The sequence below is a fragment of the Paenibacillus humicus NBRC 102415 genome (genome assembly GCF_004000905.1).
Lineage (GTDB): Bacteria > Bacillota > Bacilli > Paenibacillales > Paenibacillaceae > Paenibacillus_O > Paenibacillus_O humicus.
The window spans coordinates 47,356-69,599 of record NZ_BIMD01000001.1 but is presented as its reverse complement, the minus strand read 5'-3'; the positions used below and the strand labels follow the sequence as shown (position 1 = coordinate 69,599).

Genomic DNA, 22,244 nt, shown 5'->3' with positions numbered 1-22,244 from the left:
CCGTCTATTTGGCCGCCATGCCGTAGATTTCCGTCGTATAGGCGGTTCCCGCATCCGCCGCCTTCTGGATGACGCCGAACTTCAACGCGATCTCCGCGGTCTGCCGGAAAGCCTCCTCGTCGATCATGCCGAGCTTGCCGATATCGAAGCCGTCCGGAGCAACCAGCTTCGCAACCTCCTTCATCATCTTCAGCTGATGATCGCGCGATGTGCTCGCCGCATCCGCTGATTTCATCACAATATCGACCGCTCCCTCTTGATCCTCGACGGCGTCCTTCCAGCCCTTTAGCGACGCCCTCAGGAATTTGGCGGCCGTCTCCTTGTTCTTCGCCAGCCAGTCCTTGTTGGCGAACAGATTGTCCTCCAGCATCCCGACGCCTTCCTTGTTCATGTCGATGACCGACAGCTCCGCCTCGGGAATGCCCTGCTCCAGCACGACCTGGTACTCGTTGTACGTCATGGCCGAAGCCGCGTCCAGTTCGCCGCCCAGAAACTGGTCCATCGTGAAGCCTTGCTTGGCGAACTGCAGATCCTTGGAAGGGTTCAGCTTGTATTTGTCAAACAGCGCCAAAAGCTCGAATTCGTTGCCGCCCATCCAGTTGCCGACTTTTTTGCCTTTCAGGTCCGACGGTCCGGCAATGCCTGCCGATTTCCTGGATACAAGCACGAGACCGCTTTTCTGGTACACCTGCGCGATCTCGACGAGCGGAAGTCCCTGCTCCTGATGCGCCAGCAGGCTCGCGACCCAATCCACGCCGATATCGGCCGAGCCGTTGGCGACCTGCTGCTCCGGGACAATGTCCGGTCCGCCCGGGACGATCGTCACGCTTAGTCCTTCGTCTTTGTAATAGCCTTTTTCGAGCGCTACATAGTAACCGGCGAACTGGGCCTGGGGCACCCATTTCAACTGCAGCTTGACCGCACCTGCGCCTTCGCCGGAAGCTTCCTTGCCGCTGCCACCGCAGGCCGTCAGCGCTCCGGCCATCAGCACGGCGAGCCCCGCCGCCGCCAGTCGGCTGTTCCAGCTTGCTGGCCTCTTCATAAGCATCCTCCTCATTCCCGTCCGCATGATGCGGAACGCGATGTTCCGCCTTCTAGCTCAGGCGCCTCCGAAATTCGGGATGCCAGAGCAGCAATCGCCTTTCGGCCGCTTGCACAAGCATATACATGCCGATCCCCGCGGCTGCCGCCGCTCCGATGCATGCCCATCCAAGAGGCATGCGGGCGATCTTCACCGAATTGGACAGCAGATAGCCAAGTCCGCGCGAGGAGTAGAAAAATTCGCTCACCATCGCCGCAATCAGGCCGCCGGCCGTGCTGATCTTGAACGCTGTCAGCATCGCCGGCAGCGATGACGGCAGCCTGAGCTTGAAAAAAGCCGGCACCGCCCCCGCACCGAGAACGTTCATCAGATCCATTGAAGCGGAATCGGCCGATGTCAGGCCGCGGTAGCTGCCGATCGCCATCGGCGCCAGCGTCGCGGCGGCGGCGACGGCGGCTCTGGAGGCGAGGCCGTCGCCGAGCCACAGGTTCATGATCGGGGCGAGCGCTACGATCGGAACCGCGCCAAGCGAAGCGGCTAGCAGCAGCGCGCCGCTCCCCCATCTCGGCATGGCGGCGGCCATTGCCGCCGCCAGCCAGCCGAGCAGGGTGCCGGCGGCGATGCCCGCCGCCGCCTCCAGCAGCGTGTAGCCTGCGGAGCGGAACAGCAGGCCGGCGTTGTCCGCTGCCGCCCGGAAGATCGCCGAGGGCAGCGGCAGCTGATAGGCTGCCAGGCCGAGAACGGCATGGATGAGCCCGGCCTGCCAGATCGCAGCGAGGGCAAGGCCCGCGCCTAGCGGCAGAGCCCATGCGGCCGTACCCTGCTGCATGAATCGGCCCTTTTCCGCTGGAGCTGCCTTAGGCGAAGTTCGGGTTCTGTTCCGATCATCGGCTGCGGCGGATGCATCCGATGCTTCGGCACCGACCTCGGCACCTGCTGCCGCTCCGAGCTCGACACCTGCTTCTGCTTCGGCAGTCGGATCCGCTGCTCCGTACTGGCGGGCAGCATCAGCAGCTCCGGCTTCACCGTCTCCCTTCAGAGCTCCCTCAGCCGTCGCCTCTACCGTGACGAGGACGGCAACATGCTCCGAAACGCCGGAGGCCCGCTCGGCTTCGACTTTCCCGGATGCTTCCTTCCCGCTCCTTGCGCTCGATGTCGAATAAGGCATGCTCATCGCAGCCCCCTCCCTTGACGTCGTCCCGACGTTCGGCTCCAGGGCAGCAGCGTATTCTCGAGCGCCGCCGTTATGCCGTATGCCGCGATGCCAAGAGCTGCCGCCAGCAGTACGGTGCACCAGAACAGCGCCGCATGGGTCGGGCCGTAGTATAGATGACGCAGCATAAGCACTCCGATGCCGCGCTGAGCGCCCATCAGCTCCACGAGAATCGCACCGGTCACAGCGAGCGGGGCGGCCGCCTTCAAGCCCGTGAACATTCCCGGCAGAGCCGCAGGCAGCCGCAGCACCCGGTAAGAGGCCGCTCGTCCGCATGCAAGGACATGAAGCAGATCCCGATCTTCTTGACGTACCGACTGCAGCCCGCGAAGCGTATGGAGCGCGACCGGAAAAAAGGAAATATAACCGGCAATGAGCACTCTCGCCGTATTCTCGTCCCGGAAAATGGCGTACACTATCGGCGCCAGCCCCAGTATCGGCACCATCTGGGAGGCGACCGCATACGGAGCGGCGATCCGCTCCATCGTCGCCGACAAGCTCATGAACAGCGCCAGCGCCACTCCCGCAGCCGCCCCCAGCAGAAAGCCTTCGCATGCGTTGAGCAGCGTCACAGCCGCCTCCGCAAGCAAGCTCCCGGCGTTGCGGAACAGCGCTACGGCGACAAGATAGGGATAAGGAAGCTTGGACGAAGCCAGCGCCACTCCCCGCTGCTGAAGCAGCCAAGCGCCGGATTGCCACAGAGCCAGCGCTGCGGCTGCCCAAACAAGAGCCGGCATGATCCTGGCTGCCGCCGCCGCCTTCACGCCGACGCCTCGCGGAACCGCCCCCTGATGCCGTCCACGAGCTCGTGAAAGCTCGGGAGCGCCCTCGTCGACGCATCCCGAGGCCGCGGCAGCGGAATATCCACCGCTGCCGCCAATCTCCCGGGACGGGGGGAAAGGACGAACACCCGATCCGACAGGAAGACGGCCTCGGCGATGCTGTGCGTGACGAAAACAACGGTGCATCCTGTGTGGCCCCACACGGATAGGAGCTCCTCGTTCAGCTTCTCTCTCGTGAATTCGTCGAGTGCCGAGAAAGGCTCATCCATGAGCAGGATATCCGGCTTCATCGCCAAAGCGCGGGCAATGGAAGCGCGCTGCTGCATCCCCCCGCTGAGCTGCCAAGGGTAGCGGAGGCCGAATCCTTCCAGACCGACGAGCCTCAGCAGCGACTCGGACCGTTCCCTGCGGTCTGTCCGCGGAACGCCCGCCAGCTCAAGCGGCAGCTCAACGTTCGCCCGCACGCTCCTCCATTCGAACAAAGCCGGCGTCTGGAACACCATGCCGAGCTTGCCGGCCAGCCGAGCTGCACGCGGAGCCGACCCGGATACTCTCACCTCTCCCGACGTAGGTTCCAGCAGATCCGCGATCATCCTCAGCAGCGTCGTCTTGCCGCAGCCTGACGGTCCGAGCAGCGCGGCGAATTCTCCCTTGCGGACGGTCATGCATACGTCCCGCACGGCCGGAGACTGTCCTCCTCCGCCGTAGTCCATTCCGATCCCCTTCATTTCGATCTCCGCTGCAACCGCCGAACCCGCTTCCATCCGATTCAAACCCCCTCGTGGACGTTTTTATCCTGCGTGAGCTTCATGTTCTGATTGCTGCCATCTGCTTAATCGTACTCCGGAGGGGGACCAAAAGCATTAGACAGGACGGTCAATCCCGCTTGGTCACTCTGTCAAAACAACCGGCCCGGCAGATGCCGAGATGGGATGAAATCAGACATGAAGCTGACGCATTTCGTCTGGAAAAATAATGCTGAAACGGCCTTTCGGTATCGAAGGCATTCCGGTATAATCCCAATCAGGAACATCCGTTCCCCGTTTCCGAATGGATAGGAAGCCGGCTCGAACGGATACAGGAAAGCGAGGCTTGAACCATGGGGAAAAATATCGTTCAACTATCCTCAGCCGAAGCGCGCCGCTTCATGCTGGACCATCAAGGCCTTGGACCGACGCCGGAATTCGAGGGCAAGGAAGGCATTCTCTCGTTCATCTCGCGCGTAGGCTGCATCCAGTTCGATCCCCTGGACCAGGCCGGACGCAATGCCGAGCTTGTCCTTCAGTCCAGAATTCCCGGCTTCAGCCCCGCGATGCTGGAGGAGCTGTTATATGACGACAGGCGGCTGCTGGACGGCTGGGACAAGGTCATGAGCATCTACAGCAGCAGCGATTGGCCCTATTTCGCCCGGGGGCGCCGGCAGGCGCATGACCGTTACGCCGATATCAAGGAGATCCGCGAGCTTCTTCCTTCCGTCCGCCAGGCCTTCCGGGATCGGGGGCCGCTGCTGTCACGGGATTTGGAGCACAAGGAGAAAATGGACTGGGCGTGGGCTCCGGCTAGGGTATCGAGAGCCGTTATGGAAAGCATGAATCTATGGGGCGAGCTGATCGTCCATCACAAGCAGCGCAACCAGAAAGCCTACGACTTGGCCGAAAAGCATTTTCCGGAAGCGCTCCTGCAAGCGCCCGATCCGAATCCGTCCGAGCAGGACTACCGAAAATGGAGGCTGATGCGCCGGATCGGAGGCGTCGGCCTGCTGCCTTACCGCGCTTCCGATGCATGGGTCGGCACGCATTTCATGAACACGGCCGACCGCAAGCGGGGATTTCTGGAGCTGCTGGAAGACGGGCTGCTCGTGCAGGTCGAAGCCGAAGGGCTGACCGCCCCTCATTTTGTCCGCAGCGAGGACTGGGCGCGCTGGAGCTCCTCTTCTCCGGCATCGCGCTGGTCCAGCCGCCCGCCGCGGACAAGCGTGCTCGCCGCCCTCGACAATCTGCTGTGGGACCGCAGGCTGGTCAAGGAGCTGTACGGCTTTCATTATGTATGGGAAGTGTACAAGCCCGCCGCGTCGAGGCTGTACGGCTATTATGTGCTGCCCGTCCTTTGCGGCGACCGCATGGTCGCCCGTTTCGAGCCCGGCCGGATCAAGGGAAGCAAGGATCGCCGCATCATTCTCGGATGGTGGCCGGAGCCGGGAGTCGAATGGAACGAAGAAATCCGCGGCAGCGTAAGGCAAGGCTTCGCCTCCTTCCGCCGTTATCTCGGCTGCGAGTCGTTCGAGCTGTCCCCTGCCGCGCTGGCTGCCGACCCCGAGCTCGATGCGCTCGTGAACGCTCCTTTTCCATGACAAAAAAGCCGCCAGGCTGCGACTTGCGCAGCCTGGCGGCTTTTTCAAGGCATGCTTTCAGTCGAACGATCGGGTTGGCGACCAGGAGCCCTGCAGCTTGCGAAGAAGGATGATCTGGCCGCAGTGATAAGCGTCATGCACGTACAGGCTTGTAAGCCAAGGTCCAGCCGGGCTGTCCTTGACAACATCCTTGTCGTACACCGCATCATCCATGGCTTGAATGATGAATCCGATTTTCGCATGGGCTTCGGCCAGACGTTTCTTCGTCGCCTCCCAAGCTTCGCCTTCCGCTCCGTTGACAGCCGGCTGGAACGTGTCGGTGTTGCTGATCCGCGGCTGAGCAGGAGCCTCGACTCCGTACCACTTGTTCAGAAAACGCTCTTTGTAGAAGATCAGATGGTGCACGTTCTCGCGGATCGTATTCCCTGCCTCGCCTGGCGGCCGCCAGTCGGCCTGCTCCTCCGTTACGCCTTCCAGCGCCATGCCGAGCGGCGGCTGCCAGTCCTCCTTGTCGTAAGCATGCTCCCAGCCTTTCTGCAGCAACTCCGTTTTGATTCGGGCCATTGGTTGTCGTCCTCCTTGTAGAGAATGGGATGTAACGATATAATGTCGTATAGCCGGTTACGTGATGCTGACGATAGTATACCCGAAACCGCTTTAGATGTAACGATCTATTTTAGTTTAGAACGTTTCATACTGAACCGGCATGGAGGATGGGCATCATGATCTGGGAAGATTACTTGAACAGCCAGTGGTACGATTGGAGAGGCAGCGGCGCGAGCGAGGACCGGCTCGAGCGTCCCGCCTGGAGATCTCAATTTTTGACCGAGCACGCCCTCGTCGATCCCGGTCCGCCTTCGCCTGAGGAGCTTCAAGCGATGCGGACGCTCCGCGGCAGCCTCAGGGAGCTGACTTCCCGTATCAGCGACTCTGTCCGTGTCGAGGAGGCTCCTCCGTTATCCGATACCGATTTTGCCTGCCTCAACTCCGCACTCGTCTCCAGCCCCTATACCAAAAGGCTGTCCTTCGGAAATGGAGCCCTCTCTCTCGTCGAGATTCCCTCGGAATCCGGCTGGCAAGGCATCATGGCGAAAATAGCCGCTTCCTACGCGGACTCCCTTGCCCATGGAGAGCTGGAACGGTTCCGAATATGCGACAATCCCGACTGCCGCTGGATTTATTACGATACGACGCGCAATCGCTCGAAGCGCTACTGCGACGATAAATGCTGCGGCAATCTGATGAAGGTCCGGCGCTTCCGCGAACGGGCCAAAACCGCTTCAACCACGAGCAGACGAAAGAAGGATGAAAAATGAACGAATCCAAATTCCAGGCCGAATGTCTTGACGTAACCGACGCAGCCGTATCGGAGCAATTGCGCGCCTTGCAGACGGCCGCCTATCGGGAAGAGGCCCGACTGATCGGCTTCGACGGCATTCCCCAGATCGGGGAAACCCATGAAGCTCTGCTCGCCTCCCCTGCCGTCTTCTACGGCTGCCGTCTCGACGGCAGGCTGGCCGGCGCCGTCGCGATCGAGCGCGAGCCTTCGGGCATCGTCACAATCGCCCGCCTTGTCGTCCACCCCGATTTTTTCAGGCGCGGAATAGGGAGTTCCCTGATTCGCTTTGCTCTCGGCCTGTACCCGAACTCCGAATACCGGGTGTCGACAGGCACGGCCAACGATCCCGCAGTGCAGCTCTATCTCCGTTTCGGCTTCGAGGAGAGCGGCCGGGTCGAGATCGTTCCCGGCGTTTGGCTGACCGGTCTCCGCAGGAGCCCACGGCCGTAATCGTATTCCAGCTCGTCCTGCCGGTTATAAAAAAAAAAACGCATGGCGCTCATGGCGCCATGCGTTTTTTTTTGGCTTACAGCAGCGACTCCGCTCCATCCACGTATATATCGGTGCCCGTAACGTGGGAGGACAGATCGGATGCCAGATAAGTGACGAGATCCGCGACTTGGGCAGCCTTGCCCGGCTTGCCGGCGAGAGGATGGGAGCCCTCGGGATATTCCACCGGTATCGCAGCTTCCTCGGCTTCCTTGGTTTTGATCGTGCTGTCGTCGATATGGGTGTTGATCGCCCCCGGACAAACGGCGTTCACCCTGATCTTATGCGGGGCGAGCTCCAGAGCAGCCATCTTCATGAAGGCGACCTGCCCGGCTTTGGAGGAGCTGTAAGCGCTGGCGCCGGTATTGTTGAAGATCCGGTTGCCGTTGATGGAGCTCGTAATGATGATGCTGCCGCCGTTTTTCTTGAGATGCGGAATGCTGTACTTCACCGTGAGGAACGTGCCGCGCAGATTGATGCCAAGCGTCTCGTCCCAATCGTCCACATCCAGGTCCTCGATCGTCGTCCACACCCCGTTGATGCCGGCGTTCGCGAACACGACGTCGATTCGCCCGAAACGCTCGTATACGGAACGGATGCCAGCCTCGACCGCAGCGGCGTCGCTGACGTCGGTCGCCGTCACGATAGCCTCTCCGCCTTCGCTTTGGATTTCGTCCCTGACTTTCTCGGCATCATCCGGTGTGCGGTCCAGAAAACCGACCTTCGCTCCATGACGGGCAAAATCAAGCGCGGCGGCTCTCCCGATGCCGGAGCCACCTCCTGTAACGATCGCCACTTTTCCTTCCAGCAGCCGGCTGACGGTCATCTTTCATCATCCTTTCGATTATGTATCCTAGTTTTAGAATGGCTTCCATTCATCTATAGAATACTTAATCATCCCGATAACGGATGAATCGCCTCGTCAGCGGTAGACCGGCTGGCTGTGAGCGGCGCTTCCTTGCAGCTCCGGCGCTGCCGGCTCCGCCGGAAAGTCGGAAGCCGGAGGGGCGAGCAGGACAGTGCCCGCGATTCCAGCAAGAAGAAAAAAGATGACAGCAAGCAATTTCGCAAATGGCATGTCCCGCATTAAATGGCCTCTTTTCGATACATTATATTCACTAATTTTATTATTTCGATTTTATCAATCAATTTCCTGCTGTTTTCAATCATTTTAATAAATTTAATTTTCGACAGGAACACGAGATTCCCGATGTCCATCTCTCCCTCTCCATTATCAGTCCCATCCTCGCCGCGATCCCAACGCTTTTGCCGGATGCACCGCATGCCGCCTTTCCCTTATCTTCGCAACAAAAAAACAGGCAAGCAGTCCACTGCTTGCCTGTCGCTCGCGAAGGCCTATAGGTTGAAAGGCATGACGCAGACCGGCTGCGAGACTTCAAAGCTACGGTCTGTATACTGAAGCTTGCCGGATTGGCGGTCGACACGGAAGAGAGCGATGTTGTTCGTATCTTTATTCGCAGCGAACAGCCAGTTCCCATCCGGCGTCAAGGCGAAATGCCTTGGATGCTCTCCCTCGGTATGGATATGCTGAACCGGCTCCAGCCGACGGCCCTCATCCGATCCCTCATAAACGACGATGCTGTCATGTCCCCGGTTCGAGCCGTAGACAAAGCGTCCATCGCTGGAGACGGCAATCTCGGCGCAGGTGTTCTCCCCTTCGTAGCCCTCCGGCAGCGTCGGAAGATAATGAAGCTCCGTCAAGCCTCCTGTTTCCGCATCATACTCCAGCACGCTGACCGTTGAATCCACTTCGTTGATGACATATGCGATATGGCCGTCCGGATGGAACGCCAAATGCCGGGGTCCGGCTCCCGCATGGATGTCATTGTCCCGCACTGGCTTCAGGGCGCCTTCTTCAACGGCATAGGTACGGATCAGATCAAGGCCAAGATCCTGGACGAACACATACCGGCCATCGGGGCTGAACTGCGAGGAATGCGGATGCGGGCGGTCCTGCCGTTCCTCGTTCACGCTATGGCCCTCATGCTGCTGCTGGTCCAGCCTCGGACCGATCTTCCCGTCTGCGTCCAGCTCCATCAAGCCCACCATGCCGCCATGATAGCTGACGACGACGAGATGGCGGCTGTCCGGATCCCGCTGGATATGGCAGGTCGGGCCATCCGTAGTAGCCGCTTCGCTCAGCCTTTCCAGAGAATTGTCCAGCGGATCGAAACGGAACGAGACGGCGGCGCCCGTTTTGCCTCCTTCCGGCGATTTTCCCTCGGAAATGGCGTACACAAAACGTCCGGCCGGATCGATGTTCAGGAAGGTCGGATTTTTGAGCCCGTCCGCCTCCGCCAGCAGATCCAGGCTGAGCTCGTCTTCATTCCAGCGGTAGGCATACAAGCCGCTTCCATCCGGTTCCGCATAGGAGCCGACGAATACATACAATGGGTCCATAATTCAACCAATCCCTTCTGCCTTCATGTTTGGTTTGTTCCTCAAGTCTTCGTCAGTTTCATCTCATCATGTCCTTCAAGTTCTTCCTGTCCTTCATGCTCTTCGTCATGCCTGCTATCGGCCGCCTCTCCGGTCACAGCAGCTACCGCTTGGGCAGAAGCTTCACATACGCATCCGACAGCCCGAGCAGCTTGATCGTGTAATCGTAATCGCTCCGGTACTTGGAGAAGTCGGCGACCGGCTGCAGCGTCTTCAAGGAGACCGCCTTCCCGTCCTCGAATCCTTTGCCCGGCACGAACAGGATCTCTTCGTTGATGAACGAGCCCGACGGCAAGTAATAACGTTCTCCGAGAATATTGCGGTCGGTATTCAGCAAGTCGCGTCCGAATGCAGTGAAGCCTTCTTTTTTCAGCGAGATTCCCATCAGGTTGGCGACGGTCGGAAGAATGTCGAGCTGCCCTCCGATTCCTTCGACGACCTTGCCCTGCTGGCCGGGAACTCGGATGATGAGCGGAATGTTGAACCGGGAAATCTGATTGTGATAAGGAATTCCGAGCTCCTGCTGGATGAACGCCGGATCGTTGCTCTGAGGCTGCAAGCCGAAATGATCGCCGTAAATGACGAGAGTCGTGTTCTCCCATAACCCCTCGGCCTTCAGCCTGTCCACCAGCATCCCGACGGCATCGTCCGTGTAATGGATCGCCTGCAGGTAATCGCCGAGCTGCGAGCCGGCCAGGGATTCATCTTCGATCAGAGTCTGCTTGTCCTTCGGGATTTGGAACGGAAAATGGCTCGATGTCGTGATCAGATGGGCGTAAAACGGCTTCCCTTTTCCGCTGAGCTCCGCCATTTTCCCTGCGGCGACCCGGTACAGCTCCTCATCCGATGCGCCGAAGCTGTTGAAATGGTCGTTGTTGTAGAACGGCTTGTCATAATACTTGTCGAAGTTGAGCGCCGGGTACAGCTTGTTCCGATCCCAGAAGCCCACATTGTTGATATGGAACGTATTCGCCTCGTATCCTTCGCCTTGAAGAAGTCTCGGCAGGCTCGGAAGCTTGCGGTTGCCGTAGCCGGTGGACATGGCGATCGTCCCGGTCGGGTAGATGGACGTGTTCGTCATGAATTCCGCATCCGACGTATTCCCCTGGCCGATCTGCTGGAAGAAATGAGGAAAATAGTATCCCTCGTTCGCGAGCTTGTTCAGGTTCGGGGTCAGTTCCTGGCCTTGCAGCTTCAGATGGATCGGGAAATTCTGGAACGCCTCCATCTGGATGATGACCAGATTCGTCCCCTTGGCGGCTCCGAACTCCTGAAGCGGCGCCGATTCGTCCTTGCGGTACGGATACGAAGCCTGCAGCTCCTCGATCTTCTGAATTGTCTTGCCGATATCGCCGGACGCAATCTCCTTGTTCTCCTCGCGGATCTTGATCGCGCTGACGACCTGATAATTGAAGACGCCGACGCTCTCGGCCTGCGCCAGCTCGCTCTGGGTCGCCTCCGCATCGCGGATGAACCAGAAGCTGCCGGCGAGTCCGGCAACCGTAAGCAGGGCCGCAGCCGGCTTCCATAGTCCTTGGCGTCCCTCGATTTTCCGTCCGCGCGTCCGGCGCAGCATCCATATCACGGCAATCAGGACGACGTCCGCGAAGTAGATGTAGTCCATCGGTTGGATGGTCGCGTCCACGCTCTCCCGGATCCCATAGACCTGGTTGAGGTTTCCGAGAGCGGTATAGGTCGCCACAGAGCCGAAATGGCTGAAATACAACGTGATCGCAAACAAGACGAGAGAATAAACGAGATTGAACCCCCAGTAGGCGGGTCCTTTGCCGCGGCGCGGGGTCAGAAGCTCCAGCAGCCCCGCCAGCACGAGCAGGGATGCAAAGTCGGCGACTACGGCAAGCGGCTCCAATCCGCCGAACAGGTTGTACCGCATCCACTCCAGCTTGGCCAGCATCAGAACGAACAAATAATAGAAAAGATTGCGGCCTTGCGAACGGGAGCCGGCTCCAACAGATTTCAACATATCGAATCCTTCTTCCTGGTGGCATCCTGCCATTTTCACCGTATCAGTATATCATAACGCAGGAATGCTTCGCATGAACGGGCTCCAAGCCCTGCTGCCAACGGGCTCATTTGAGAGCGTGACCGTCAGAAGATGGCCTACTCTGGTTTTCTTGGGCGTGGTTGTATCAAAACAACGAAGTTGGATGAAGCGATCGGCGAGCATTTATCCGACTCAAACGTGCTTTGCACGGATTCGTGGAGGGCGTTTAGCTCTTATGCGAATTCAAAAGGTTCGGCTCATTACCGATTCAAATCCGATGGAAAACAGCGCGTTAAGGGCGTTTACCATATCTAAAACGTGAACAGCTACCACAGCCGCATGAAAAATGGATGGACCGCTTCAATGGCGTTGCAACCAAATATTTGCAGCACTCTTTGACATGGTTCCGTTATATAGACAGCAAGGAATATGAGAATACCTCATCGAAAAAGAAGAATATGTTGTTCAAATCGTGCTTGTTCACTGTTGACGACACGAATAAAAAGCTTCGGCTGTCTGCTTACTCCTGTTAAGTTAACTGGCAGGATAAGAAATTTTGGAAGGTTATTGATGCAATAGAAAGGTGGGAGAGTTTTGATCGAAACAAAACGTCTTATAATTAGAGAAATGGTGCAGTCCGATTATGATGCATTGTGCGGAATATTGTGTGATGAGGAAGTAATGCGTGCTGCTTATGGAAGAGAATTCAACTTAGAAGAAGCACAAAATTGGCTTAACAGACATCTTAAAAGATATGAAGAATATGGTTTTGGACTTTGGGCTGTTGTATTAAAAGAAACAAACGAAATGATTGGTCAATGTGGTTTGACAATGCAAGGCTGGAGAGAAAAAGAAATTTTGGAAATAGGATTTTTGTTTCAAAAAGCATATTGGCACAAAGGTTACGCAGCAGAAGCGGCAATTGCTTGCAAGGAATACGCTTTTTCAGTTCTTAATGCAATTAGGGTTTATTCTATTATTAGGGACACAAATATAGCCGCTCAAAAAGTTGCGGTTCGAAACGGTATGAATATTATTGATAAAGATACTAAGAATTTTAGGAATATAGATATGGAATTTTTTCTGTATTCTGTTGAGCGAACAAAATGAGCAGGGGAAATTGAAAAGGTTTCCATGATGAACCCATATCCTGGTTGAAATTGAGCTAACGGACAACGATAGCTCAATGAACCGCCTTCATTCAATGCGGTTTTCTTATGCTCAAAAATCAACATTTGAGTTTAACATAGCCAAAAACAAAAACCGCCGAAATGGCGGTTTTTGTTCCGTCTCAATGATCATTGCGCACGCGGACTGATTTGCGGAGCTTGGGCATGGTAGATGGCGGCTGCTTGCGGATGTAACGGATAAAAGCGGCGATCGCTTCGTCCGCCCGCAAAGCGTCGAGTGTCGTCAGCTCGCGCAGCACGAGGTCTGCATTGGTGTAAAGCGCGTGGATCTGGCGATGGCAGGGAGGGCAGAGAAGAGCTGTGCCTTTAAATGTCCCGCCCTGCTCCCGCGGCGTAAGATGATGCTCGGTCAAGCTGACTCCGGATCTCCCGCACAGCTCGCAGCGGCCCTTCGCCGTTCCGGTCTCCATTGACATGGGTCAAGCTCCTTCATGGCCTTTTCCATCAGCATGCCCGGTCAAGGATGGGTTGATGCTTTTTTCGGTACGCCGTTAAGCCCGACCGCCTGGTCGTAGGCGTCGAAGATTTGACGGGCGACCGGCGCGGCTCCCCAGCCGCCGTAACCGCCCTCGGGAATGACAATCGCGACGGCCAGCTTCGGCTTGTCTGCCGGAGCGAAGGCGATGAATACGGAATTTTCCACCTTCACGCCGCCCGCAACGGTCTGCTGCGATGTTCCTGTCTTCCGCAGGAAAGAATAGCTGACCCCTTCGAAGCCTTGCACGCTTACTTTGGCCATTCCTTTGTAGATCGTGTTCCAATAGGAATCCGGGAAGGTGACCTGGTTAAGCACCTCGGGCTTATACGATTGGACGACGTTGCCTGACGGATCGAGAATTTCGTTCACGAATTGAGGCTTCATGCGCTTGCCTTTGTTGGCGAGCATGGAAGCGTACTGGGCCAGCTGCAGCGTCGTATATTTGCCGAGCTGCCCGAAGGAGGATCCGACAAGCGCGGAAATATTGCTGGACTCCTTCGCATCATGCGTATAGTCCTCCACGCCCTTCTGCTCGCCGAGCAGCCCGCTTTCCGTCGAAACGCCGAGGCCGAATTCCTTCATGTATTTATCCCATACGCCGACAGCATCCTTGCCGTATTTTTTCAGCAGCCGCTCGCCGACCATGGCGGACATGAACGCATTGGAGGAATGGGCGATCGCTTCGGAAGCGTTGATGTATCCGTTCGCTTTGTTGCTCGCATTCCGGATCGTCCTCTCGGAGCCTGTGGAACCGAATTTGTAGTAGCCGACATCATGGTATTCCTCCGTGGCCGAGAACAAGCCCTCATTCAAACCGATCAGAATGGAGAGCGGCTTCTGCGTCGAACCGAGGTAGACGAGAGAAGGAGTATGCTTCGTCTGCTCCTTGTCCGTCGCATACGGAGGCGATACAGAGCGGATCGTGCCGTTCCTCGTAAAGTAGAACAGCTCTTCCTTGGAAGGCGTGCCGTCCTTCCACTGGTTCGGATCGTAGTCCGGCATGCTGGCCATGGCGACAACTTTGCCGGTATCGACCTCCATCGCCACGGCAAAGCCGATCTTCGCCTTGTTGCCGGCGTTCTCCGGCTTCGTCGTCGAATGGCGCAGCTTGTCGATCTGCTCCGTCATCGCTTTCTGCGCCGTCAGCTGCACGGAGCGGTTGATCGTGAGCACGAGATCGTTGCCGCGGGTCGGCGCCTCGACTTCCGGCGGACCGATGATCCGCTGCAGGCGGTCGACCGGGAACGTCTTGACTCCGTTTTTGCCGCGCAGCTGCTCCTGGTACAAGTACTCAAGCCCGTCGTAACCGACCGTTTCCTCCGGCGAGTATTTCTCCGTCGGATCCGTTATTTCCTTGATCGCGTTATACTTGGTCAGCGTCTCGGGGGCGGTGCGGTAGCTGCGCAAGTAGCCGACGAGCTGCACCGCGACTTTGTCGGAGTCATAGTTCCGCACGTTCTCCTCGACGATGTCGACGCCCTTGAACTGCTCCTTGTTCTCCAGGAAATAAGCGATTTCCTTATTGTTGAGGTCCGACTTGATCTTGCGCGGCACGGAAATCGTGTTCGTCCGGAAGTTGAGGTCCATCTTCTTCTGGATTTCCTCCGCGGTGAGCTTGCCTTCGGGATCATCCTTGTCGGTGAGCCTCGCGAACACCTCGGCCAGCTTCTTGCTCATCTCGATGGCGATCTCCGGCTTGCGCTCGTCCTGGACGGTATACGTAAGCGTCTGGGTCGACGTCGAGAAGGCGATCGGCTTCTTGTCGGAATCGAGGATGTCCCCCCGAAACGGAGGAATGGCCACCTTGCTCGTGCCCTGCCATTCCCGCTGCGCCTTCAGCGTCGGTCCCTCTACGAACTGCAGCACCGCCAGCCGCACGATCAGGATGCCGAACAGCACGAAAGCGGCAAAAAAGAACGCATTGAGCCGAAACATGAACTGCCTGCGGATGACATAGTCCTTCTCTTCATCCCTGCCGACGATTTGCGGAGGCTTGCCGTTGGCGCCCTTCATGGCTTGCCTCCTTTCTCTTGCCCGATCGCGATTTCAGGAACAGCCGACACGGCGACATTTCCCCGCAAGGCCTTGGATATCATGCACGTCCGCTCGGCCTTCTCCGCCAGCTTCCCCGCCGTATCCGCCTGGCGGACAGAAGCGGAAGCAGGCAGCAGGATATCAGGCTTATGCGTGATCGACACATACGTATACACGCCGCTTGTCGTATCGACGACCGCTTCGGACCGCAGGGACAGCCTCTCCGGCTCGATGCCGGAACGCTCCAGCATGGCGGCGAGCGTGATGAGATAACAGGTCGATGCCGCTCCGAGCAGCATCTCGTCCGGATTCGTTCCGATGCCCGGACCGTCCATGACGGAGGGAATGGAGACAGCCGCATTCAGCCCTCCGGCTGCAATCGTCCCCTCTCCTCCTCTTCCCCCCTGCCATTCGGCTTGAAGTGTGAAAAGATGTTCCATCTCGCGCTCCTTCTATGACCAAGCATGAAATAATTGAACGACCGTATCCATTCATGAAATAAAAGCTGACATCATTATTGACCGCTTCGAAATAGGATGGTACATTTTCTAAAACTTTTAGCGATGCGCAGCGTCCATCCGCTGTGAAACCCGCCTCGAAGGGATGTAACCTGACATGTCCATGCCTTTATCCTCCTCCGCGCCCGCATCCGTCCGCAAAGACCGTTCCTGGGCCGCATACGCGGCTGTCGTCCTGCTTCTGCATGCAGCCGGGCTCGCCGGCCTGTTCCTGGCTGCAAGCCATCATCCCGCCTTCTGGGGACTCGGAATTCTGGCGTATACGCTCGGACTCCGGCATGCATTCGATGCGGATCATATCGCTGCGATCGACAATACGGTGCGCAAGCTCGTCGAGCTCCGCCGCAGTCCTCTGGGCGTCGGCTTCTATTTCTCCCTCGGCCATTCCAGCGTCGTATTCCTCATGGTGCTCGCCGTCGCCCTTTCCTTCCAATGGGCGCAGGAGCGCCTGCCGGCCATGCAGGAAATCGGCGGCCGGATCGGCATCACCGTCTCCGGCACTTTCCTGCTGCTCATCGGCCTGGCCAATCTGGCCGTCCTCATCCAACTCTTCAAGCTGAGCCGGATATACCGGGAAGCCGAGCATCGGGAAGAGCTCGCCCGGCTGCTGGAGTCGCGCGGCTGGATCGCCAGGCTCGTCAAGCCGCTGACCGCCTTTGTCGGCAAGAGCTGGCATGTCTATCCGCTCGGGTTCCTGTTCGGACTCGGCTTCGATACGGCGACCGAAATCGGACTTCTCGCGCTATCGGCTACGGCGGCTGCGAGCGAGCTGCCCGCCTTCGCCATCCTGTCGCTCCCGATCCTGTTCGCAGCGGGCATGAGCATGCTGGACACAGCGGACGGAATCTTCATGACGCGTGCCTACAAATGGGCGGTGCAGTCCCCTGTACGGCATCTTCGCTACAACCTGACCGTAACGTTCCTCTCCGTGGCGAGCGCCCTGTTCATCGGAGGCGTCGAAATCGTTCAGATGCTGGACGGCTACTTGCATTGGCAGTCTCCGATCATGAAAGCCGTCGCCGCACTGGAATTTTCCGAGCTCGGTTATATGCTTGCAGCCTTGTTCGCCCTATCCTGGGGAATATCCTGGCTGGCCTGGAGAATAGCCGACGCGAAGGCCAAGGCGTCCCGAAATTGAGACGAATATGGACAGCGAAAAGTTTCCATCTTCCGCGTCTGGTGCACATCTCCTGCCGGCCGCCCTATCAAGCGCGGAGAGGCGTTCAGGAGCTGGAGCCTAATGACCGGCGCCGCCCGGCTCCAGCTGTTCTACTCGTCTTATTGTACCATATCGCACCGCATCGAACATGTCTGTCCGGACCTCTTCATCTAATAAAACTCGCCCCCGGCCTGCCATCAGCCGGGGGCGAAATCAGGTAAGCTGCCGGATTACAAGCCGTACTCGTCCTTCGGCTTCGGCTTGCGCTTGATTTTATTCTGTACGGCAGGCAGATGCCTCATGCTCCGCAGCATCGGGCCTTTGCACATCGGGCACAGCTGCGACTCGGCCGCGAATTCGTCGCGGACCCATGCCTTGCAGTCGGCGTTGCGGCATTTCCATATTTTTGTAGGAATCAGTTCGGGTTTCGTATCTTCGGAAGTCGTCAAGAGGGTGCATTCCTTTCTTATGTCGGGTCAGTCTGTTGACGCCGTCCCGTCGCAGAGACAGCCTGACTACTATACACCTCTGATCCTCGCAAAGTAAAGACTTGACAGCTATTCCGGCTGCACCCGGTACCAATACGGATAAGCCTCGCGATAGCCGAGCTTGGCGTACAACGCTTCTGCCGGCTTGTTGCCGGTGACGACCTGAAGATAGCTCTGGCGCACTCCGCGCTGCGCCGCCCAGCGGTACAAGCCGCGGATGAGCTCGGCAGCGTGGCCGCGTCCCCTGCAGTCAGGAGCCGTCACGATGTCATAGAGCCCCAGGTAATCCCCGTCAAGCACTCCGACTCCGAGCGCGACCGGCCGGCCTTGAGCATACAAGACGGCGAAAACGCGAGGCAGCGGCGAGGAATCGAACATGGAGACGAAGGTTTTCTCCTCGCTCGCTTTGAGCCCGTTCCACTCCACAAGCAAGGACAGCCAGTAGGATCTCGGCTGGTCCTCCAGCACGAGCTCGCCCGCCCCTGCCGGCACAGCGGCCGGTATCGGCGTTACCATCACCGTGGATGGATCTGCGATCCGGTACCCGCGTCGCGCAAGCACGGAATCGAGATGCTCCGGCTCCGTGAACGGTGTGATCTTGAAGATGGCAGGCTGGCCGGTCTCCCGGTAAAACTGCTCGCAGCGGCTGATTTTATGTTCCAGATGCTGTTCCATCGGACCGAAATGATGCAGCGGCTGAACCGAATTGGATCTCTTTGTATACCCTTGATTGGCTTTGACGAGCCATCCGCCCAGGCTTCTTGTCTGCAGAGCCGGCCAGCTGTTGAGCGCCGCCTCTTCAACTTCATAGTATGCTTTCAATGGAGTCCCTCCGAATCTGACTGAATCTCATAGGTATAAATATACTTTATTATTTATTTTTATTCAATTTTCTTTTTCCTATGCCTGCATTCCTGGTTAACGAAAAAAAACATCCTCCCCCTGAGGGAAGGATGCCTATGGCCGATGTCTCTTCAGACCTGCGCGGACAGGAGCCATGTTTTTCAGGCCTGCGCGGCTTGACTCTTCAGCACATTGAGCTCGACCTCGATGTTGCCTCTTGTCGCCTTGGAATAGGGGCACAGCTCATGGGCTTTTTCAGCCAGCTTGCGGATCTGCTCCAGCTCCGCTCCCGGAATGGATATATCCAGCCTTACCGCCAGAGCGAAGCTTTCCCCTTCCTTGAAGATCGACACATGGCCGGTCACCTCGGCTCCGCCTGCATCGATTCCTTGCTTGCGGGCAGCGAGCTGAAGAGCGCTTTCGAAGCAAGCCGAGTATCCGGCCGCGAACAGCTGCTCCGGATTGGTCGCTTCGGCGCCGCTGCCGCCCAGTCCTTTCGGCATCGCCAGCGGCAAATCCAGAACGCCATCCGATGATTTGACGCTGCCCTGACGGCCGCCGCGGGCCGTTACCTCCGCTGTATAGAGTGCATCCATGTTGCCTCTCCTCGCTTTCGGTTCATTCATTCGTACATGCTTGAATATAACCTTCCGGACCCGATTTTAATCGCAAAAAATCCTCCGGGAGGACATCCCCGGAGGATAGCGTTCAAATCAGCTTCATGCCGCTATAGGTTCCGATGAGCTGCAGCATCCGGTTCGGGAGCGGCAGCACGAACTGCATCGCGCCCAGCGCAAAGCGTCCGCTCCGGTTATGCATCATCGCCGAGGCGACCTGGATGCGGTAAGACGGTCCTTCCGTGAAGCTGACCGCGTATTCGGCGGTCCCATCCTGATAGGCGCGTAATGGAGCCGCAGGCTTCTTGGGATTGGCGAACGGCACGATGCTAACCATGTCCTCCAGCTTCAGATGATAGTTGGCATGGGGTTTATGATAGATAAGTTCGGAAGTGGTGAGGGTCATGCCGAAATCCGGCTTTTTGATCGATAAGAGCAGAGTTCCCTCCAGCTCGCGAACGGGAATGAAATCGGAATTCAAGGGCGCTGCCTCCTTTCGGTTAGGTACCAGCATATCATAAACCGGCGCTTCCGGCCAAAGTCCGGCTCCATGCCAAACAGCGCCTGCGAGGGACCGGCAGAGGCCGGATTCCAGCAGGCGCTGCGGTTCCGAACGAAAGGCGGTTCCGTTGCCGTGCGAGACGTCTAATGCGTTTGCTGTCCGCCGGAAATGCTGCTCCGGACTTCCTGTTCGGCCGCGCTCACTCGTTCCTTGAGCTTGCGGATTTGCCTCAGCTGCGCGTCCGCCTGCACCTGGATCTGATTTTCCATCATGCTCAGCTCGTGGACGAGCTCCTGCATCGTGTTCACCAGTCCGCGGACTTTCTCGCCGCTGCTGTCCGCTCCCGCACGGTGCAGGGCGGCCTTGCCGGCCTCCTGATCCTGGATGCGCTTCATGCGCACCTGCTCCTGGAATTGCTCATAGCTCATCGTAAGGCTGTTGATCTCCTCCGAGCCGGAAGCTCCCTGCTGTCCATTCATGTTCATCTCTGATTCCTCCTATTGGGGCTGCTGCCTGGATATCCTTAGGATGCCCGCTTTCTCACCAAGTATGTCCAGTCGCGGCCGGGATGACCAGCTCCGTCAGGACGCGGCGGGAATAGATCGACTTGTTCCGTCCGTCCAGGCTTTTGCGCACTACGACCGTCATGTCCAGCGACGGAATGACGAACAGGTATTGTCCCCCGTATCCGAAGGCGAAATAGTAGCCGGGGCCGTCCTGCTTGCTTTCGGGGGACACCCACCAATGATAGCCGTAGCAGCCGTAGATGGACGGCTCGTAATGAAGAAGACCTTTATGATGAGGCTTCTGCGAGTCCGCGATCCAATTCGGAGGAATGATCGCCTCGCCGTTCCATCTTCCTTGCTGAAGATAAAGCCTTCCGAACCGGGACAAATCCTTCATGCTCATCGACAGTCCGGCGCCAGCCTCATGCCCTTCTCCGAGCCGGTTCCATCTGGCGCTGCCGATGCCGGCCGGACGGAACAGATTTTTGCGGGCGAACGAGGGCAGGCTTTCCTGCGCGGCGCGGGTGAGAATAACGGAGAGCAGCTGGGAGCCTCCCGTATTGTACGTAAACGCCGTTCCCGGCTCATGCGCGAGCTCTCTCCCCAGGACGAATGCGGCCGGTGATGCGGCCTTCTTCATCTCCCAATACGGCTTGTCGAAATCCGGCCAATCGAGGCCGCTCGTCATCGTGAGCAGATGCTGTATCGTAATGTCCCGCTTGCGGGGATCGTCTTCGATCGCCTTGGCGATCCCTTCCTCCTCCATGTCCAAATAAGAGAAGACCGGGTCTGAGACGCTGCCGATCAGTCCCTGTCCGACCGCGATTCCGATCAAGGCCGACAGCACGCTCTTCGTGCAGGAATAGATGGAAGCGGGACGATCCGGGCCGCCGGCCGTCCACTCCAGCAGAACCTTGCCGCCTTGCTCCGCATAAATGCCTTTGATTTTCCAGCTGTCCAATTGCATGGCCTGCTTGTCCGTCAGCATAATGGCCGAACCGCATCGGGACGCTGCCGTTGCCGTCATGGTGGATACCCCCTTGCCGATCCCTGCTAATAGAATGATGCCGGATGCTCCGGCTTATTCGAATGGATTCCAATACACGCCTTCTGCTTTATTGAAACAGTCGGACCGCTCCAAGTCAAAAAGAGTTGTCCGGATGCCCGGATATGCATCCCGCCGCGCAGGCCATCCGTCGACGGCTATCGGCTCTACCGGCGGAAAAACAAAAAAGGCTTCGCGCCCCGATATCGAAGCGCGAAGCCTTTCGTCGATTCCCTGGAGAAGTCGGCCGATGCCGATCAGCCCGTCTTGCGCAGCTGCAGGCCGCTGCCCAGACGCTGCAGCAGAATAGCCGACAGCTCCTCCGGCCGGCTCCAGACGATCGGAATCAGTCCTTCCAGATGAGGCAGGCTATCCGCGCCGCCGTCCTGCACCGTCCAGATGACGGGCACGCCCGAAGCCGCGGCGCTGCCTGTCGCCAGATAAGCCTCCGGCGGATTGCCGGTCAAGTCGGCCAGCAGCAGGTCGGCAGCAGCAGCCTGCTCGAGCAGGCTTCGCCCGTCCTCTTCATCCCGGGTCAGGATGCGCGGGATGTAGCCGCATTGCTGCAGCAGCGGCAGCACATGGCCCGCCCACTCCGGCAGCTCTCCGCCCTTGTCGGCGAACACCAGCGCGCAGGTTTTCGCCGTGCGGCCGGATACGGCCAGCTCCGCGCGGCTCCATCCGCCTTCCGTCAGGCTGAACGTCGATCCCGTCCGTTCGATGAGCTCCTGCTCGCGCAGCATCTCGATGACATAGACCATCTCCTGCAGGTTCTGGGAGTAGGTCAGATTATAGCTGCGCGACAAGCGGTGGATGACGACCGGATCTCCCGGCGACTCGCTGTTCCTGCGCAAGAAGGCCAGCAGCCTGTCTGCTTTCGCTTCGACCGTCGCAGGCACCTGCGGTGATGCCGGCAGCATCTCGACCTGCTCGAGGTCTAGCCGGATTTCCTTGCCGCAGTCTGCCATTTCCCGTATATATGCCGACGCCAGCGGGAACAGCTCGCGCTGCCGCGGATAAGAGAGCATGCCGAGCCGGTCGTACGTTCCTTCGGCCAGCGAATATTCCGCCCCCGGCGCGCAGTCGCAGCCGATAAAGCGCTCTTCCTGCGCCGGGCCGGCCTTCACCGGCACGATCGCGTCGCAAAACAAACATCTTTTTGTATACATGATGATTCCCTCCAA

At 58.2% G+C, this 22,244-nt stretch carries 24 protein-coding genes and 1 pseudogene; 6 read left to right on the top strand and 19 right to left on the bottom strand.

Going from position 1 to position 22,244, the window contains the following annotated elements; translation table 11 throughout:
- Nucleotides 1–4: 4 nt before the first annotated feature.
- Genes PHU01S_RS00330 through PHU01S_RS00315 form a run of 4 tightly spaced genes read right to left on the bottom strand, consistent with a single transcriptional unit; the run spans nt 5 to nt 3,801 of the window.
- Complete coding sequence (locus PHU01S_RS00330) at nt 5–1,042, bottom strand: ABC transporter substrate-binding protein (RefSeq protein ID WP_049867473.1); 1,038 nt, start codon at nt 1,040–1,042, stop codon at nt 5–7.
- A 52-nt stretch (nt 1,043–1,094) separates the two neighbouring features.
- On the bottom strand, nt 1,095–2,216 hold the full coding sequence (locus tag PHU01S_RS00325; protein ID WP_127505449.1) for an ABC transporter permease: 1,122 nt from the start codon (nt 2,214–2,216) through the stop codon (nt 1,095–1,097).
- A complete protein-coding gene (locus tag PHU01S_RS00320) occupies nt 2,213–2,992 on the bottom strand; it encodes an ABC transporter permease (RefSeq protein WP_127505447.1) in 780 nt (259 codons plus the stop codon). Before PHU01S_RS00320 ends, PHU01S_RS00325 begins: the two co-directional genes overlap by 4 nt.
- 23 nt (nt 2,993–3,015) lie before the next feature.
- Nucleotides 3,016–3,801: an ABC transporter ATP-binding protein gene (locus tag PHU01S_RS00315; RefSeq protein WP_049867474.1), complete on the bottom strand. Its 786-nt coding sequence runs from the start codon at nt 3,799–3,801 to the stop codon at nt 3,016–3,018.
- Nucleotides 3,802–4,184: 383 nt separating this feature from the next.
- On the opposite strand from PHU01S_RS00315, the gene PHU01S_RS00310 reads away from it, so the two are divergent.
- Nucleotides 4,185–5,387 carry a DNA glycosylase AlkZ-like family protein gene (locus PHU01S_RS00310; RefSeq protein WP_218032392.1) on the top strand — a complete coding sequence of 401 codons (1,203 nt, stop codon included), beginning with the start codon at nt 4,185–4,187 and terminating at the stop codon, nt 5,385–5,387.
- Between the two features lie 57 nt (nt 5,388–5,444).
- Here the strand turns inward: PHU01S_RS00310 and PHU01S_RS00305 are convergent, their stop codons facing one another.
- Nucleotides 5,445–5,951 carry a DinB family protein gene (locus PHU01S_RS00305; RefSeq protein ID WP_049867476.1) on the bottom strand — a complete coding sequence of 169 codons (507 nt, stop codon included), beginning with the start codon at nt 5,949–5,951 and terminating at the stop codon, nt 5,445–5,447.
- A gap of 158 nt (nt 5,952–6,109) precedes the next feature.
- On the opposite strand from PHU01S_RS00305, the gene PHU01S_RS00300 reads away from it, so the two are divergent.
- Nucleotides 6,110–6,703, top strand: coding sequence for a CGNR zinc finger domain-containing protein (locus PHU01S_RS00300; RefSeq protein WP_127505442.1), 594 nt, complete (start codon nt 6,110–6,112; stop codon nt 6,701–6,703).
- Nucleotides 6,700–7,176, top strand: a complete 477-nt coding sequence (locus tag PHU01S_RS00295) for a GNAT family N-acetyltransferase (RefSeq protein WP_049867478.1) — start codon at nt 6,700–6,702, stop codon at nt 7,174–7,176. Before PHU01S_RS00300 ends, PHU01S_RS00295 begins: the two co-directional genes overlap by 4 nt.
- A 76-nt stretch (nt 7,177–7,252) precedes the next feature.
- Here PHU01S_RS00295 and PHU01S_RS00290 read toward each other — a convergent pair whose 3' ends face one another.
- From PHU01S_RS00290 to PHU01S_RS00280, 4 genes are all read right to left on the bottom strand, one after another.
- Nucleotides 7,253–8,041: an SDR family oxidoreductase gene (locus PHU01S_RS00290; RefSeq protein ID WP_048748518.1), complete on the bottom strand. Its 789-nt coding sequence runs from the start codon at nt 8,039–8,041 to the stop codon at nt 7,253–7,255.
- 96 nt (nt 8,042–8,137) lie between these two features.
- Complete coding sequence (locus tag PHU01S_RS25525; RefSeq protein ID WP_218032391.1) at nt 8,138–8,293, bottom strand: hypothetical protein; 156 nt, start codon at nt 8,291–8,293, stop codon at nt 8,138–8,140.
- A gap of 278 nt (nt 8,294–8,571) precedes the next feature.
- Nucleotides 8,572–9,636, bottom strand: a complete 1,065-nt coding sequence (locus tag PHU01S_RS00285; protein ID WP_127505440.1) for a lactonase family protein — start codon at nt 9,634–9,636, stop codon at nt 8,572–8,574.
- A gap of 142 nt (nt 9,637–9,778) precedes the next feature.
- Nucleotides 9,779–11,659, bottom strand: a complete 1,881-nt coding sequence (locus PHU01S_RS00280) for an LTA synthase family protein (RefSeq protein ID WP_127505438.1) — start codon at nt 11,657–11,659, stop codon at nt 9,779–9,781.
- Between the two features lie 117 nt (nt 11,660–11,776).
- On the opposite strand from PHU01S_RS00280, the pseudogene PHU01S_RS26515 reads away from it, so the two are divergent.
- Both PHU01S_RS26515 and PHU01S_RS00270 read left to right on the top strand, forming a co-directional pair.
- Nucleotides 11,777–12,259 (top strand): annotated as a pseudogene (locus PHU01S_RS26515) (IS1595 family transposase); the annotation flags it as partial.
- A gap of 15 nt (nt 12,260–12,274) precedes the next feature.
- A complete protein-coding gene (locus PHU01S_RS00270; RefSeq protein WP_084781305.1) occupies nt 12,275–12,790 on the top strand; it encodes a GNAT family N-acetyltransferase in 516 nt (171 codons plus the stop codon).
- Between the two features lie 181 nt (nt 12,791–12,971).
- Here PHU01S_RS00270 and PHU01S_RS00265 read toward each other — a convergent pair whose 3' ends face one another.
- From PHU01S_RS00265 to PHU01S_RS00255, 3 genes are read right to left on the bottom strand one after another with little or no spacing between them, the layout of a single operon-like run.
- Nucleotides 12,972–13,286 carry an HNH endonuclease gene (locus tag PHU01S_RS00265; protein ID WP_127505436.1) on the bottom strand — a complete coding sequence of 105 codons (315 nt, stop codon included), beginning with the start codon at nt 13,284–13,286 and terminating at the stop codon, nt 12,972–12,974.
- 41 nt (nt 13,287–13,327) lie between these two features.
- Nucleotides 13,328–15,361, bottom strand: a complete 2,034-nt coding sequence (locus PHU01S_RS00260; RefSeq protein ID WP_021878589.1) for a peptidoglycan D,D-transpeptidase FtsI family protein — start codon at nt 15,359–15,361, stop codon at nt 13,328–13,330.
- A complete protein-coding gene (locus tag PHU01S_RS00255; RefSeq protein ID WP_048748520.1) occupies nt 15,358–15,822 on the bottom strand; it encodes an SACOL1771 family peroxiredoxin in 465 nt (154 codons plus the stop codon). The genes PHU01S_RS00260 and PHU01S_RS00255 overlap by 4 nt, the downstream gene beginning before the upstream one ends.
- Before the next feature lie 181 nt (nt 15,823–16,003).
- On the opposite strand from PHU01S_RS00255, the gene PHU01S_RS00250 reads away from it, so the two are divergent.
- Nucleotides 16,004–17,038 (top strand): HoxN/HupN/NixA family nickel/cobalt transporter, encoded by a 1,035-nt coding sequence (locus tag PHU01S_RS00250; RefSeq protein WP_048748536.1) that lies wholly within the window; start codon nt 16,004–16,006, stop codon nt 17,036–17,038.
- A gap of 251 nt (nt 17,039–17,289) precedes the next feature.
- Here PHU01S_RS00250 and PHU01S_RS00245 read toward each other — a convergent pair whose 3' ends face one another.
- The 7 genes from PHU01S_RS00245 to PHU01S_RS00215 form a co-directional block, all read right to left on the bottom strand.
- Nucleotides 17,290–17,508 carry a cold-inducible protein YdjO-related protein gene (locus PHU01S_RS00245; protein ID WP_021878586.1) on the bottom strand — a complete coding sequence of 73 codons (219 nt, stop codon included), beginning with the start codon at nt 17,506–17,508 and terminating at the stop codon, nt 17,290–17,292.
- 108 nt (nt 17,509–17,616) lie between these two features.
- Nucleotides 17,617–18,369, bottom strand: a complete 753-nt coding sequence (locus tag PHU01S_RS00240) for a GNAT family N-acetyltransferase (protein ID WP_049867482.1) — start codon at nt 18,367–18,369, stop codon at nt 17,617–17,619.
- A 182-nt stretch (nt 18,370–18,551) separates the two neighbouring features.
- Nucleotides 18,552–18,986: an organic hydroperoxide resistance protein gene (locus tag PHU01S_RS00235; protein WP_127505434.1), complete on the bottom strand. Its 435-nt coding sequence runs from the start codon at nt 18,984–18,986 to the stop codon at nt 18,552–18,554.
- Nucleotides 18,987–19,098: 112 nt separating this feature from the next.
- On the bottom strand, nt 19,099–19,488 hold the full coding sequence (locus tag PHU01S_RS00230; RefSeq protein ID WP_127505432.1) for a hypothetical protein: 390 nt from the start codon (nt 19,486–19,488) through the stop codon (nt 19,099–19,101).
- A gap of 164 nt (nt 19,489–19,652) precedes the next feature.
- Nucleotides 19,653–19,994 (bottom strand): hypothetical protein, encoded by a 342-nt coding sequence (locus tag PHU01S_RS00225; protein WP_021878582.1) that lies wholly within the window; start codon nt 19,992–19,994, stop codon nt 19,653–19,655.
- Between the two features lie 55 nt (nt 19,995–20,049).
- Nucleotides 20,050–21,042, bottom strand: a complete 993-nt coding sequence (locus tag PHU01S_RS00220) for a serine hydrolase domain-containing protein (RefSeq protein ID WP_048748523.1) — start codon at nt 21,040–21,042, stop codon at nt 20,050–20,052.
- A 275-nt stretch (nt 21,043–21,317) separates the two neighbouring features.
- Nucleotides 21,318–22,229 (bottom strand): helix-turn-helix domain-containing protein, encoded by a 912-nt coding sequence (locus PHU01S_RS00215; protein ID WP_127505429.1) that lies wholly within the window; start codon nt 22,227–22,229, stop codon nt 21,318–21,320.
- Nucleotides 22,230–22,244: the final 15 nt, after the last annotated feature.